The 13,791-nt window shown below is 60.4% G+C and carries 16 protein-coding genes and 1 pseudogene; 11 read left to right on the top strand and 6 right to left on the bottom strand.

Going from position 1 to position 13,791, the window contains the following annotated elements:
- The first annotated feature begins 182 nt into the window (after window positions 1-182).
- The 3 genes from AGR1_RS09350 (at window position 183) to AGR1_RS09340 (ending at window position 1,818) form a co-directional block, all read left to right on the top strand.
- Complete coding sequence (locus AGR1_RS09350; RefSeq protein WP_003509379.1) at window positions 183-605, top strand: organic hydroperoxide resistance protein; 423 nt, start codon at window positions 183-185, stop codon at window positions 603-605.
- A 108-nt stretch (window positions 606-713) separates the two neighbouring features.
- Window positions 714-1,097: an MbcA/ParS/Xre antitoxin family protein gene (locus AGR1_RS09345; protein WP_149146758.1), complete on the top strand. Its 384-nt coding sequence runs from the start codon at window positions 714-716 to the stop codon at window positions 1,095-1,097.
- Window positions 1,057-1,818: an RES family NAD+ phosphorylase gene (locus tag AGR1_RS09340; RefSeq protein WP_187772097.1), complete on the top strand. Its 762-nt coding sequence runs from the start codon at window positions 1,057-1,059 to the stop codon at window positions 1,816-1,818. Before AGR1_RS09345 ends, AGR1_RS09340 begins: the two co-directional genes overlap by 41 nt.
- 23 nt (window positions 1,819-1,841) lie before the next feature.
- On the opposite strand, the pseudogene AGR1_RS09335 reads toward AGR1_RS09340, so the two are convergent.
- The 3 genes and pseudogenes from AGR1_RS09335 to AGR1_RS09325 form a co-directional block, all read right to left on the bottom strand.
- Window positions 1,842-3,357: pseudogene (locus tag AGR1_RS09335) on the bottom strand (ABC-F family ATP-binding cassette domain-containing protein).
- A gap of 411 nt (window positions 3,358-3,768) precedes the next feature.
- The gene (locus tag AGR1_RS09330; protein WP_077983018.1) at window positions 3,769-4,191 is read right to left on the bottom strand and encodes a YciI family protein; all 423 of its coding nucleotides are present in this window, start codon (window positions 4,189-4,191) and stop codon (window positions 3,769-3,771) included.
- Between the two features lie 99 nt (window positions 4,192-4,290).
- Window positions 4,291-4,737, bottom strand: coding sequence for a MarR family transcriptional regulator (locus AGR1_RS09325; RefSeq protein WP_149146757.1), 447 nt, complete (start codon window positions 4,735-4,737; stop codon window positions 4,291-4,293).
- Between the two features lie 147 nt (window positions 4,738-4,884).
- Here AGR1_RS09325 and AGR1_RS09320 point away from each other — a divergent pair, with 147 nt between their 5' ends.
- The 3 genes from AGR1_RS09320 to AGR1_RS09310 all read left to right on the top strand — a co-directional run bounded on the left by AGR1_RS09320 (window position 4,885) and on the right by AGR1_RS09310 (window position 7,009).
- Window positions 4,885-5,613 (top strand): thioredoxin family protein, encoded by a 729-nt coding sequence (locus AGR1_RS09320; RefSeq protein ID WP_080791169.1) that lies wholly within the window; start codon window positions 4,885-4,887, stop codon window positions 5,611-5,613.
- Between the two features lie 27 nt (window positions 5,614-5,640).
- Window positions 5,641-6,135 carry a DUF1579 domain-containing protein gene (locus tag AGR1_RS09315; protein WP_149146756.1) on the top strand — a complete coding sequence of 165 codons (495 nt, stop codon included), beginning with the start codon at window positions 5,641-5,643 and terminating at the stop codon, window positions 6,133-6,135.
- A gap of 94 nt (window positions 6,136-6,229) precedes the next feature.
- Window positions 6,230-7,009: a VOC family protein gene (locus tag AGR1_RS09310; RefSeq protein ID WP_077983017.1), complete on the top strand. Its 780-nt coding sequence runs from the start codon at window positions 6,230-6,232 to the stop codon at window positions 7,007-7,009.
- Window positions 7,010-7,050: 41 nt separating this feature from the next.
- Here the strand turns inward: AGR1_RS09310 and AGR1_RS09305 are convergent, their stop codons facing one another.
- Window positions 7,051-7,947, bottom strand: coding sequence for a LysR family transcriptional regulator (locus AGR1_RS09305; protein WP_149146755.1), 897 nt, complete (start codon window positions 7,945-7,947; stop codon window positions 7,051-7,053).
- Between the two features lie 121 nt (window positions 7,948-8,068).
- Here AGR1_RS09305 and AGR1_RS09300 point away from each other — a divergent pair, with 121 nt between their 5' ends.
- Both AGR1_RS09300 and AGR1_RS09295 read left to right on the top strand, forming a co-directional pair.
- Window positions 8,069-8,791 carry an SDR family oxidoreductase gene (locus AGR1_RS09300; protein ID WP_149146754.1) on the top strand — a complete coding sequence of 241 codons (723 nt, stop codon included), beginning with the start codon at window positions 8,069-8,071 and terminating at the stop codon, window positions 8,789-8,791.
- A 13-nt stretch (window positions 8,792-8,804) separates the two neighbouring features.
- Window positions 8,805-9,155 carry an Atu4866 domain-containing protein gene (locus AGR1_RS09295; RefSeq protein ID WP_149146753.1) on the top strand — a complete coding sequence of 117 codons (351 nt, stop codon included), beginning with the start codon at window positions 8,805-8,807 and terminating at the stop codon, window positions 9,153-9,155.
- A gap of 54 nt (window positions 9,156-9,209) precedes the next feature.
- Here the strand turns inward: AGR1_RS09295 and AGR1_RS09290 are convergent, their stop codons facing one another.
- Window positions 9,210-10,781 carry a helicase HerA-like C-terminal domain-containing protein gene (locus AGR1_RS09290; RefSeq protein ID WP_149146752.1) on the bottom strand — a complete coding sequence of 524 codons (1,572 nt, stop codon included), beginning with the start codon at window positions 10,779-10,781 and terminating at the stop codon, window positions 9,210-9,212.
- Between the two features lie 313 nt (window positions 10,782-11,094).
- On the opposite strand from AGR1_RS09290, the gene AGR1_RS09280 reads away from it, so the two are divergent.
- Window positions 11,095-11,487, top strand: a complete 393-nt coding sequence (locus AGR1_RS09280) for a hypothetical protein (protein WP_080791163.1) — start codon at window positions 11,095-11,097, stop codon at window positions 11,485-11,487.
- A gap of 7 nt (window positions 11,488-11,494) precedes the next feature.
- Here AGR1_RS09280 and AGR1_RS09275 read toward each other — a convergent pair whose 3' ends face one another.
- Entirely contained in the window at window positions 11,495-11,926 is a 432-nt protein-coding gene (locus AGR1_RS09275; protein WP_080791162.1) for a helix-turn-helix domain-containing protein, read from the bottom strand.
- Between the two features lie 103 nt (window positions 11,927-12,029).
- Between AGR1_RS09275 and AGR1_RS09270 the strand changes: the two genes are divergently transcribed.
- Window positions 12,030-12,788, top strand: a complete 759-nt coding sequence (locus AGR1_RS09270; protein WP_149146751.1) for an SDR family oxidoreductase — start codon at window positions 12,030-12,032, stop codon at window positions 12,786-12,788.
- A gap of 70 nt (window positions 12,789-12,858) precedes the next feature.
- Window positions 12,859-13,665 carry an AraC family transcriptional regulator gene (locus AGR1_RS09265; RefSeq protein WP_149146750.1) on the top strand — a complete coding sequence of 269 codons (807 nt, stop codon included), beginning with the start codon at window positions 12,859-12,861 and terminating at the stop codon, window positions 13,663-13,665.
- The last annotated feature ends 126 nt before the right edge of the window (window positions 13,666-13,791 follow it).

Here is a 13,791-nt window from a genome sequence, read left to right as displayed (position 1 = left end):
CCAAAATCAACCGGGAAGGGAACAATCAGCCCCCGCTTTCGGTTCCTGCCGCATGGATGCGCGGCGAAATTTCTTGAAAATTATCGCAAAAAACAAAATCGCATTCAATGTGCAAAATTATATTGCGCACAATTTAATTGTGAGCTACAAGATATTCACATCAACCCGAAGGAGTAAATGTCATGCCCATTCTCTATACGACCAAAGCATCCGCCACCGGTGGCCGCGCCGGCAACGCCAAGTCGGAAGACGGTGTTCTCGACGTCACGCTCACCGTTCCGAAGGAACTGGGCGGCGATGGCGCCCGTGGCACCAATCCGGAGCAGCTTTTCGCAGCCGGTTATTCCGCCTGCTTCCTGGGTGCGCTGAAATTTGTCGCCGGCAAGGAAAAAGTAAAAATTCCTGAAGACACGACTGTGACGGCGACCGTCGGTATCGGCCCGCGCGAAGATGGCGGCGGCTTCGGCATCGAAGTGTCGCTGAAGGCCAATATTCCGGGCGTCGAGCGCGAAGTTGCCGAAAAGCTGGTTGCCGCCGCTCACATCGTCTGCCCCTATAGCCACGCCATGCGCACCTCCACGGAAGTGCCGGTCTCGGTGGCCTGATCCATTTCGCGGAAGCAATCCATGTGAGCAATGAGGCCGGGTTCATCCCGGCCTTCTTGTTTTCAGAAAGAAAAATGCTATATTCTTTCCAAGGAAAGGATATGCGTCATGAATATTCACGCCAAGAACGCCATGGAACCTACATCGCAGGGCAGGGTCGTCACCAAGGCTGTCATCGCCGCCGCCGAGCGGCTGGGCCTGAATGCCGCTCGCACGGCCGATATTCTCGGCGTTTCCGCCCCCACCGTGTCGCGCATGAAGCGACTCGATTTCCTGCTGGAGCCGGGCGCCAAATCCTTCGAGCTTGCGGTGCTGCTGATCCGGGTTTTCCGCTCGCTGGATGCGATTGCCGGCGGCGATGAGGCCGTGGCGAAGAACTGGCTGCGCAATCACAATGTTGCGCTGAACGCCGTGCCTGCCGACAAACTGACCACCATTACCGGATTGATCGATGTCCTCTCCTATCTGGACGCCCGACGCGCTCCTGTCTGAAAAACGCGCCGTATCGGGAAAATACTGGCGGCTGGTGGAAGCGCAGCATCAGGTTTCCACCATGAAACTGGTGGACACGGTGGAGGAGCAATCGCTGCTGGAAGATATTCTGGAGGTGAGCAAGCGGCCGTTTCCGCCGGAATGCGCCGGTTTCGACTATCTTCTTGCCACGCCCTTCCGGTATGGAGCCGCTTATCCGCATGGTTCGCGCTTCCGCCGCGCGGGCTATACCGAAGGCGTTTATTACGCCGCCCATAAGGTGGAGACGGCGCTGGCCGAAATGGCCTTTTACCGGCTGCTGTTTTATGCCGAATCGCCTGGAACGCCGCTGCCCGCCAATCCCGCCGACTATTCCGCCTTCGCCGCCCGTATCGCCACCGATGCGGCGCTCAACCTGACGAAACCGGAACTGAGCCGGGATGCTCGCCTGTGGACCGATCTGCAGAATTACGAGCCATGCCAGGCGCTGGCCGATCAGGCACGTCTGGCGAAGATCGAGGCTATCCTCTATCGCTCGGTACGCGACCCCGCCGGCGGCCTCAACATCGCGGTTCTGTCGCCGAAGGCTTTTGCCGCGAAGACACCGGTGGAACGGATGAGCTGGCGTATCCACCTGTCGAAAACGGGGGTGCAGGCGCTCTGCGAATTTCCGATGCGCAGAACGGGTTTTGCAGTTTTAGATTTCGCCAACGATCCGCGCCTCGCCAGCCTTTTGGGCTGACGGGCGTTTGCTTTTCAAAACCATCAGGCCGAGGCGAAAAATGCTTCGGGATCGTCGACTTCCACGAGTCTGCGCTTGTCGATCAGCCAGAAGCGGGTTCCGACAGCCCGAACGAAACGCCTGTCATGCGAGACGAACACGCAGCTGGCTTCGCGGCTGATGATTTCTGTCTCCAGCGCTTCCTGCCCCTCAATATCCAGATGGTTGCTCGGCTCGTCCAGCAGGTAGAAATTCGGCTCCGCCAGCCTGAGTGCCAGCATGGCAAGCCGCGCCTTCTGCCCGCCGGAAAGGGCGGCGATGCGGCGCTTCTGCATTTCCATGTCAATGCCTGCGCCCGCAAGCAGGCCATGGATGCGCTGGTCGCCAATATCGAAGCGGCGGGACAGCAGCGAAACGGGCGTGCTGTCGTCATCGATCTCGGCGAGCGACTGGTCGACATATCCGGCCACCAGCGAGGGCGTGGCCTTGATACCGTCCTGTATCTGACCTGCGCCCGATACAGCCGCCTGCAGAAGCGACATCAGCCGTGTCTTGCCGACGCCGTTGCGGCCGAGAATGACGATGCGGTCCCCCTGACGGACAAATTGCCGGCCGCTGCGAAACAGCACTGTCCCGTCCGGCGTCGAGACCGGCACATCTTCCAGAGTGACCAGAACCCTGGCATGGGTGCCGCGATTGGCGAGCTGGATCTTGCCGGCGGATCGCTCGATATGGGCGGGCCGCGCCTTCTCCTCGATCTTTTCCGCACGCTCGCGCAATTGCCTGGTCTTGACGGTGAGAAGATCGCTGCCGGAATTGATGCCGATATTGTTGAGTTTGGCCGCCTGCCGGCGCAATTGTTGGGCGGTTTTCATGTCGCGCTGGAAACGCCGCTCATCGGCGGCATCCTCTTCTTCCAGCACCGCCCGTGCGTGGCCATAGGGCAGCCGGAACAGCGCCGAATTTTCCGGCCGGAGGAAGAGTGTCGAGCGCGTGACATTGTCGAGAAAGGCGCGATCATGGCTGACGATGATGACGGCGGTATCGCGCGGCAGGGTGCCGAGCCAGCTTTCCAGCACGTTGATCTTTTCAAGGTCGAGATGGTTGGTCGGCTCATCGAGCAGCAGCACATCCGGCTCGGTGATCCATGCCCGCGCCAGCATGGCAAGCCGCTGCCAGCCGCCGCTCAATTCTTTCAGGCGGCGCTCGCGGAATGGCTCCGGCACCAGCATGCCGTCGAAAATAATGTCGGCGCGCCAGCTGTCGCTGCCGATCGTATCCGCCGGCAGGGCGGAAAGCACGGCGTCCCGCATCGTCTGTTCCATCAGCGGCGAGGGCAGGTGCTGGTGGACGATGGACTGCGTCAGCCCGCGCAGCCGGGTGATGTCGCCGCTGGTGGGTTCAATGTCACCCGCGAGGCAGTTCAGCAGGGTGGATTTTCCGCAGCCATTGGCGGCGACGATGCCGATGCGGGTCCCCCGCATTGATGGTGAGGTTGAGATTGAAAAAAAGCGGCTTGCCCAGAATGATTCCGAGGTTGCGCAGCGTAATGATGGTCATGATGTCGTCTCTGGCAAAGACGGACCCGTACCGTTGCCTGCGCGTGCAGGACGGGATTCGGTTCTCGGTGATCCGTCGTGAAACTATGCGCAATGGCAGACAAACTGCGTCCTGCGCGGCCTTTTAGGCAAACCAGAGGGGTGGTGTTCCGGTCAGCCCTGCAAACGTGTCCGCAGGGCAAAAAGGTGGCAGAGCTGACGATTGCGCCAGAAGCAGGAAATATCCATGCGAAGCCTCCTTTCTTGAAACGTGTTGAACCGCCTGACCATTACCAGCGGTGGTGATCCATGGCAACCCGATTAGAGAAGGGTGAGGATTTGGGAAGGGCGGTGCGGCCGGATCCATCCTAGAGCGGAGGGTGACAGGTGCCGCACCGGATCATTTTACGCGGATTTGTTCAGCGCGCTGGCATCATTGTTTGCCGACACGCGCGCGCAGTTCTTCCACATGGGCGGCGATCTCGGGCGTCACGGCATCGCCGAAGTCTTCCATCTCGAACATCGGGCGGATTTCGATTTCGCTCTTCTCCAGCATCGGGTTCGGGCAGCGCTTCACCCATTCCACGGCCTCATCCATGTCCTTCACGTGCCAGATCCAGAAACCGGCGACCAACTCGTTGGTATGCGGGAAGGGGCCATCGACAACGGTCCGGCTGTCGCCGTCGAAAATCACGCGCTTGCCCTTGGAGGAGGGGTGCAGGCCATCGCCAGATTGCATGATGCCGGCATTGACCAGTTCCTCGTTGAATTTGCCCATCGCCTCAATTAGCTCCGTCGTCGGCATCACGCCGTCTTCGCTGCTTTTTGTTGCTTTCACAAAAACGATTGCACGCATGATCATTCCTCCTTGATTGCGTTTTGTCAGTTTCGCTCTCCGGCACAACAGCCGGATGACAGTTTTGCTCGCAAAAGCGGCATCATGCCGTCACTCTTGTCATCCGAGGTCGATAAGATCGCGGCGCAGCCGGTTGGGGTCGCCGCTGCCGATCTTCGCTTCTATTTCCGCATGGGTCCGCTCCCAGATGGGGAAGGCGGCGGCGAGTACGGCCATCCCGTCAGCCGTCAGCCGCAACCGTTTGCCACGCTTGTCCTTCGGGTCCTGCTCGATGCTGACCAGCCCGCGCCGCTCCAGCGGCTTCAGCGCCGCGGTCAGCGTCGTGCGGTCCATCGCCAAAAGATTGGCGACCGGCCCCATTGGCGGCGGCTCCGGCCTGTTCAGCGACATCAGCAGCGAAAACTGGCCGTTATTGATACCCACCGGCTTCAGCGCATTATCAAACAGCCGCGCCAGCGCCCGTGCCGCGCGCTGCGCATGCAGGCACAGGCAGGAATCGCGCACAAGAAGAGTTGTCGAAAAAGGAATCGCGCTGGCGTTTGACATGCGCTAAATATGTTGATATCAACCTAAATAGTCAAGCGGAACTTGATGCTCTGTGGCGCCATTTCTTGGATTTCAACACAGAGGTGCGCGGCACCCGCCAAGGAGAGGCGAAGTCGCAGTGAAAGACGGATCCAAGGAGGAAAGATCATGTCTCATCCCGTCGTTTCGAAAGAGGAGTGGCTTGCGGCCCGCCGCGACCTGCTGGTGAAGGAAAAGGAACTGACCCGCGCCCGCGACAGGCTGAATGAGGCCCGGCGTGCGCTGCCCTGGGAAGAGGTGACGAAGGATTATATTTTCGACGCCCCTTCCGGCCCCAAGTCGCTCACGGAACTGTTCGGCGGCTGCAGCCAGCTCATCGTCTATCACTTCATGCTGGCGCCGGACTGGGAGGAGGGCTGCGTCGGTTGCTCCTTCTTTGCCGATCACGTCGATGGTGCGCTGATTCACCTCAAGCATGGCGACGCAGGTTTCGTCGCCGTGTCGCGTGCGCCGCTTGAGAAGATCGAAAGCTACAAAAAACGCATGGGTTGGAAATTCCCGTGGGTTTCGGCCGAAGGCGGCGATTTCAACTATGATTACCAGGCCTCGTTCCGCGACGAGGACATGGCCAAAGGTGAAATTACCTATAATTACCGTAACATGGCGCCCTATGGCGACCTGAAGGACCTGCACGGCATCAGCGTTTTCGCCAAGGGCGATGACGGCAAGATCTACCATACCTATTCCACATACGCCCGCGGTGCGGAACAGACGCTTGGCACGCTGATGCTGCTCGACCTGGTGCCAAAGGGCCGTAATGAAGATGAGGTAATGGATTGGGTGCGTCGCCACGACCAGTATGAGGACGCGCCGAAGGCGGCGGCCTGTTGCCACTGAAAACGGACAGACGAGGAGGAGAAGACAATGGAAATGGAAATCGCCAAGCCGCAGAAGGAACATGAATTCCTCAAGAGGATCGTCGGGGACTGGGTCATGACCTCCAGTTCCGGCCATGAGAACTACGACGCCAGCGACCCGTCGCAGCAATTCACCGAAACCGTCCGCTCCGTCGGCGGTTTGTGGATCATCGGCAACGGCACCGGCAAGATGCCTGATGGTACGGATATGACGGCGGTGATCACAATCGGCTTCGACCCTGCCAAGGGCAATTTCGTCGGCACCTGGGTAGGGTCGATGATGACCAATCTCTGGGTCTACAAGGGTTGGCTGGAAGATGACGGCAAGACCCTGACGCTGGAAGCGGAAGGCCCGGCCTTCGACGGTTCCGGCGGAACCGCTACCTATCACGACGTGCTGGTGCTGCATGACGATAATCACCGCAGCTTTTCCGGCAGCGTCCGGCAGCCGGACGGCACATTCAAGACCTTCATGACATCGGAATTCCGCCGCAAGGCCTGAGGCCCGGCCGGTATTGCCCGTCAACAACAGCGCCGCCGCGTCCTGCGGCGGGTGCGCCCCGAACACCTCGCCAAACCGTCCACAGGAGACGACAATGTCCGATACGCATGGAAAATTCATCTGGGTTGAATTGATGACGCCCGACATGGAAGCGGCCGCCCGCTTTTACGGTCATGTCGTCGGCTGGCAGACCAAGGATTTCGGCTCGCCGGAAATGCCCTATCTCGTGCTGGAGGCCGATGGCTGCGGCATGGGCGGGGTCATGGAGCTGACCGACGAGCACAAGGGTCAGGGCATTCCGCCCAACTGGACCGCTTATGTCGACGTCGACGATGTAGACGCCACGGCGAGGCTTTTCGCCGAGAAGGGCGGCGCGGTCAGGCGTCCGCCGCAGGATATTCCCGAAATCGGCCGCTTCGCCGTGGTTGCCGATCCCTTCGGCGCGGTGCTCTGCATCATGACGCCGCAGCCGATGGAAACCGGCGGCTTCCCTGAAGACAAGCAGGCAAAGCAGGGCCATGTCGGCTGGTATGAACTCTTCACCGACAATGTCGACGAGGCCATGGCCTTTTATGGTGAAGTCTTCGGCTGGACCAAGGACCACGATTTCGACATGGGCGAAATGGGCCCCTACCGCATCTTCGCCCATAACGGCAAGGCCGTCGGCGGCGTCATGAAACGCATGCCGGAGGTTCCAGTCTGCCATTGGGGTTATTACTTCAATGTGGACGGTATCGATGACGCCGTCACCCGCGTCAGCGCCGGCGGCGGACAGGTCGTCAACGGCCCGATGGAAGTGCCCGGCGATAGCTGGATCGTCAATTGCGTCGACCCGCAGGGTGCCTATTTCTCGCTGGTTTCCCAGAAGAAGTAATCATGCCTTTCCGACGATCTGCCGGGGTAATATCCGGCAGATCACCGCTCCCTCGACAAGCGGACATGGTCGATGAAGGCGCGCAGTTTCGGCGCGAGGTTTCGGCGGCTGGGGTAATAGAGATAGAACCCTGCGAAGCTGGGTGAATAGTCTTCCAGCATGGAAACAAGCTCTCCGCGCTCCAGATAGGGCCGGAACGTCTCTTCCATGCCGAAGGTGATGCCCGCGCCGGCACAGGCGAGCTTTATCATCAGTTGCATATCGTTGGTGGTGAAATCAGGCTCCACCGCCACGGCAAATTCCCGGCCGTTCTCCGCAAATTCCCACCTGTATGGCGCCACGCCCGGGCGGGGTCGCCAGCCTATACACCTGTGCTCTATCAATTCGCGGGGCTGCGTCGGCAGGCCGAAGCGGTTCCGATAGTGCGGCGAGCACACGGCCAGCTGCCGCTGTGGAACCGAGACGGGAACGGCGATCATATCCTGTTCGATAAGTTCTCCCAGTCGCACGCCCGCGTCGTAATGCTCCGCAACGATATCGAATTCCTCGTCCGTCACGACAATATCGAGCTGCACCTGTGGATGCGACTCGACAAAACTCGCGAGCAGGGGGCCGGATAAGAAGCGCTCGGCAATGGAGGAAACGGCGAGCCGAAGCTGACCGCGCACCGTGCCGCCGAGCGATGAGGCCGCCTGCGCTGCCTTCGAGATCGCGCCTATGGACGGCGAGGCATCGGCGTAAAGCTGCTGTCCCGCTTCCGTCAGGCTGACGCTGCGGGTGGTCCGTTGGACCAGCGCAATTCCCATTGTTTCTTCGAGCTTGCGAATTGTCTGGCTGACAGCGGAGCGGGTCACGCCCAGCCTGTCGGCAACGGCGCGAAAATTCCGTTCCTCGGCAACAAGGCAGAATGTCGAGACAGCGTTGAGATCAATGTTCATTGGTTAGAAATTCTATCCATTGAGTTAATTATTGACGATATTATCACGACAATGCCTGGGCGTTATCTTCCCTGCAACGGTCGGTTTCGAAAAAACCGGCCGTAACAGCAAGGAGATAGCCATGACACTGAACAAAGTTGTTCTCATCACGGGTGCATCGAGCGGGATCGGTGAGGGGATTGCCAGGGAACTGGCCGTCGCCGGCGCGAAGCTGGTGCTCGGCGCGCGCCGGCTGGATCGCCTCGAGACACTGGCCGAAGAGCTGCGCCGCACGGGGGCTGACGTCGTCGTCCACCCGCTTGACGTGACCGATAGGCGCAGCGTCGAGGCCTTTGCGGAAGCGGGGCGCAAGGCTTTCGGGCAGATCGACGTTATCGTCAACAATGCCGGCATCATGCCGCTGTCGCTGATGTCGTCGCTCAAGGTCGATGAATGGGACCGCATGATCGACGTCAACGTCAAGGGCGTGCTTTATGGCGTCGCTGCCGTTCTGCCCGAGATGACCGCGCGCGCCTCCGGCCATATCATCAACATCGCCTCCATCGGTGCGCTCGCGGTTTCGCCCACGGCTGCCGTCTATTGCGCGACGAAATTTGCGGTTCGCGCCATTTCGGACGGGCTGCGGCAGGAAAACCGCGACCTGCGGGTCACCTGCATTCACCCCGGCGTAGTGGAAAGCGAACTTGCCCACACCATCACCGATCCGGCGGCTGCGGAATTGATGCAGACCTATCGGGCCATCGCCCTGAAACCCGACGCCATCGGCCGCGCCGTGCGTTACGCCATCGAGCAGCCCGACGATGTGGACGTCAACGAAATCGTCGTCCGACCCACCGCCGCCTGAGGAGCATGTGGCAATGAATATTGTTTCAACGTCAGTTGCGGTTCTGCTCGCAGCGGCTTCCGCCGAGACCGAGACCCGCAAAGCAGATAATGGCATGGACCTGACAATGACCGAAACCGCTGAAGTCAAGAACCACCCTTATGTCGGCATGTGGGTCACCGGCGATGGGCATGTCCGTCAGGAACTTTTGCCCAATGGTCGTTATGACGAGGCGCGGGGCAGCCGCAAGAGCGCTTATCGGGGACGATATGAGGTGAAGGGAAACCACATCGATTATTGGGACGATACCGGTTTTACGGCGGACGGTGAATTCGTCGACGATGTGCTCTATCACGGCGGTATGATCTTCTATCGCCAGAAGTGACCGCGACGCCAATAAAGCGCCGCCCGTTTCACCGAGAACGGGCGGCGTCTCCATTTATCGCTTCAGACTTCCCAGAATCCCGCGCACGACGGCGCGGCCGACGGAGGTGGCGACCGAACGGGCAGCACTTTTCATCGCCGCCTCGATCACCGTTTCGCGCTGGTAGCCGGACCGGCGGGCGCCGCCGCTGCGTGAGCCGCTGGAATTTTGCGCGGGTTCGTCATCGCCAAAACCGGGCAGGCGCCAGCGGCCGGAGGCGTTGTCGGACTGGTTTTTGGCGTTTTCCTCTTCCGCGCGCCTGGCGGCCTCGGCCTCTGCCGCCTTCTGGGCGCGGGCCGCGAGGATTTCGAAGGCCGATTCCCGGTCGATATCCTTGTCATATTGCCCGGCGACGGGGCTCACATCGATCAGGGACTTGCGCTCCGCATCCGTCAGCGGCCCGACACGTCCGGATGGCGGACGGACCAGCGTGCGCTCGACAATGGAGGGCGCGCCCTTGTCGTGCAGGGTGGAAATCAGCGCCTCACCTGTGCCGAGCGTGGTGATGGTGTCGGCGGTGTTGAAGGCCGGGTTCTGGCGGAAGGTATCGGCCGCGGTGCGCACCGCCTTCTGCTCGCGCGGCGTATAGGCGCGAAGCGCGTGCTGCACGCGGTTGCCAAGCTGGGCGAGAACGGTTTCCGGCACGTCGAGCGGGTTCTGCGTCACGAAATAGACGCCCACGCCCTTGGAGCGGATGAGTCGCACGACCTGTTCCACGCGCTCGACCAGCACCTTCGGCGCGTCGTTAAACAGCAGGTGCGCCTCGTCGAAGAAGAACACCAGTCGCGGCTTTTCCGGGTCGCCCACTTCCGGCAGCTCTTCGAACAGTTCCGAAAGCATCCAGAGCAGGAAGGTGGCGTAAAGGCGCGGGTTCATCATCAGCCGGTCGGCGGCGAGAACCGAAATCGTGCCGCGCCCATCCGTGCCCACACGCATGATGTCGGCGATTTTCAGCGCCGGTTCGCCGAAGAAATTCGCCGCACCCTGCTGTTCCAGAACCAGCAGCCCGCGCTGCAGCGAACCGACCGAAGCCTTGGAAATCAGGCCGAACTGGTTGGAGAGCTCGGTTGCGTTTTCGCCCATATAGTTCAGGAGCGATTGCAGGTCTTTCAGATCGAGCAGCGGCAGCCCGCCCTGGTCGGCGATCTTGAAGGCGATGTTGAGCACACCTTCCTGCGCTTCCGAAGCATCCATCAGCCGGGCGAGCAGCAGCGGCCCCATCTCGGCGATGGTGGCGCGCACGCGATGGCCTTTTTCACCGTAGAGATCCCAAAAGATCACCGGCGATTTGCCATAGGCAAAATCGGTGAAGCCGATCTGTTCGGCGCGTTTCTGCACCCAGTCCTTGGCTTCGCCCTCAGCGGCGATACCGGAAAGGTCGCCCTTGATATCGGCGCAGAAAACCGGCACACCGGCCTTGGAAAAACCTTCGGCTAGCACCTGCAAGGTCACGGTCTTGCCCGTTCCCGTCGCGCCGGTGATAAGGCCGTGGCGGTTGCCGAATTTCAGTTCGAGATATTCGCCCTTGTTCAGGCTGTCGTCCGGATTGCGGCTGGTCCCGATATAGAGCTGTCCGTCCTGCAACATCGACCATTTCTCCTGCGGCTGGTGCCTGACCCTTAAAATCGCGGTGGATTTTGTAAAAGTCATGTCCGAATTTAAAGCGTCACTATCATGTTGTTGCCACTTCTGACGATAGCGGCCTTTTCATAGTTTGGTTGTGATGATCTTATAAGGACAGTTTCAAGGCGCAACAACTGCTTGATGGCGATGAAGAAAAACCGCCTGGTGAAAGTTGCCGCACCTGTCCGTGGCCGCTTGAATGCGGCTCCATATTGTTTTACGTTGACGTTAACGTCAGTTATTCGATGTTGGCGTCGTTTTTCAACAGGAGGCAAGAATGAACGAAGTCGTGAGCCAGATCGCCGAGAAGGCGGGAATAAGCCCCGAGCTGGCCGAAAAGGCCATTGGCATGATTCTCGGTTTTCTTCAGCGCGAGGCCGCAGACGGCCCGATCGCCCGCATGATCGAAGCCATTCCCGGCGCCAGCGAACTGGTGGCGCAGTTTAATGGCGAAGGTGCGGGCGGCGGCGGTCTGCTCGGCGGCCTGATGAGCGCAATCGGCGGCGGCGGCATCATGGGGCTGGGCCAGCAATTGATGAGCCAGGGCCTCGGCATGAGCGAGATTTCCACCATCGCCAAGGAAACCATCGCCGTTGCCCGCCAGCATGCGGGTGATGAGGTCGTCGATCAGGTGATCGCCTCGGTTCCGGGCCTCAGCCAGTTCGCCTGAGGCGAAATTACTCCATAGCGGGGCGCGGCGGCTGTTCATTGAACAGGCGCCGCGCCTCTTCTATTTCGGCATGGTGCGTTTCCGCCCATATCCACACGCCGCAAAAGGCGCTGCCCAGCGTGCGGCCGAGGTTCGTCAGGCCGTAATCCACATGCGGTGGGATGACGGGATGCACGGTGCGGCGCACCAGCCCGTCGCTCTCCATCTGCCGCAGCGTTTTCGTTAGCATCTTCTGGCTGATATTGCCGACCAGCCTGCCGATCTGCGTGAAGCGCAGCGTGCCATGCTCTTCCAGCACTTCCAGAATGAGCATCGTCCATTTGTCAGCCACCTTGGCAATGATGTCCTGAACCAGCGCCTCTATTACCGGATCGGTATCCGTGGGCGGCGGAACCTTGCGCCGGCTTTCGATGGCCGGGTCGGCGGCGTGCCGTTTCATTTTACACTCTCTTTTTGGTAAGTATAAATCTTTTGGGTGCCTACTTTCGATTAGAGAGCATCATAGCTAACTTCCTTTCAGCCAACAAGCAAAGGATGTTGCAATGAAAATCGCTGATAACACCATTCTCATCACCGGTGGCGGTTCCGGCATCGGCCGCGCGCTGGCGGAAGCGTTTCACAAGGCCGGCAACCGGGTCATCATTTCCGGCCGCCGCAAGGCCGTGCTCGACGAGGTGACGGCCGCCAATCCCGGCATGGCTTCGATGGTGATGGACGCGACGGACGCCACAGGCATCCGCGCGTTTGCCGAAGCTCTGGTGAAGGCCCATCCGACCCTCAACGCCGTCATCAACAATGCCGGCATCATGCGGCCGGAAGACATCGCCGCAGCACCGGATTATCTCGACACGGCGGAAGAAACCATCGCCACCAATCTTCTGGCGCCCATTCGCCTGACCGCGGCGCTTCTGCCGCATTTCCTGAAACAGCCTTCCGCCACGGTTCTGACGGTCTCTTCCGGCCTCGCTTTCGTGCCCATGGTGCTGACCCCCACTTACAGCGCCACCAAATCGGCCATCCACGCCTATTCGGTCGCGCTGCGCGAGCAGCTGAAGGAAACGCCGGTAGAGGTCATCGAAATCGTGCCGCCCTATGTGCAGACGACGTTGATGGGCGAGGGGCAGGCGAGCGACGAAAGGGCCATGCCGCTCGACGCTTTCATCTCCGAGGTGATGGATATTCTTGAAAATCGCCCGGATCAGAAGGAAGTGGTGGTGGAACGCTGCAAGCCTTTGCGTTTTGCCGCGCAGAACGGCAATTTCGATCAGGTCTTCGCCATGATCAACCATATGCATCCGTAAAGGGCAGCATCTGTCGCGACTGGACATCCTGTGATAGCGTCGCGCTCTTATCTGTGGAGCGCGCGCATTCATGGCCCAAGGCCGGTTCCTGATGCCGAAAACCAGTCTGCCCGGCGTCGTCGCCGTGGCGGCGGATAGCGACCGTTCCTTTCCGCGCCACATGCATGATCAGTTCGGCATCGGTCTCATCCATCGCGGCGCGCAGAAATCGCTCTCCGGCCGTGGCATGGTGGAAGCGGGCGCCGGCCATCTCATCACCGTCAATCCGGGCGAAATACATGACGGCATTCCGCTCGGGGAGGGCGGCCGCGCCTGGCGGATGCTCTATCTCGACATCGATATCGTCCGCGACGCCGTTGCCGATATCGGCGAGAAGGATCGAGGTTCGTTCGAATTCGCCTATCCCGTCGATATCAGGCCGCTGGCGAAGCGGTTCAATGAGGTCTTTGCAGCCATGACGGCAAGAGAACGGCCGGGCGAAACCCTCGATAGTGACGAGACCCTGCTGGCGCTTCTGGCGGGTGCGATGGAGACCCCGGCCAAGCCGCCCGAAATTGCCGCACCCGAGAATATAAGGCGCGCGAAAAGCCGCATTGATGACGATCCCTCCCGGCCGTTCCGCCTTGCCGATCTCGCCGCAGAGGCCGGCATGAGCCGGTTCCGCTTCCTGCGCGCTTTCGCCAGGGCCACGGGGCTGACGCCGCACAGTTATCTTCTCCAGCGGCGCATCCATATGGCGCGCCATGCGCTGGCTAAAGGCACCCCGCCCGCCGAAGCGGCCTTCATCGCCGGTTTTGTCGACCAGAGCCATCTGAACCGGTTTTTCGTGCGGCAATTCGGGGTGACGCCGGCGGTTTACCGGGCGGCGCTTTCGTAAGGATGTTAGCGCAAATGGGGAATAGCCTTATGCGGCAGCCTTGGGATCCGGGGGAGCGCGGGACGCACCTCTCCACCCTCATTCCTGTGCTTGTCACAGGAATCTAGCTAGCCCAAGTCCTTGGGC

It is taken from the genome of Agrobacterium sp. B1(2019) (genome assembly GCF_008274755.1).
Classification (GTDB): domain Bacteria; phylum Pseudomonadota; class Alphaproteobacteria; order Rhizobiales; family Rhizobiaceae; genus Agrobacterium; species Agrobacterium salinitolerans.
This window is presented reverse-complemented; position numbering and strand designations above follow the sequence as displayed.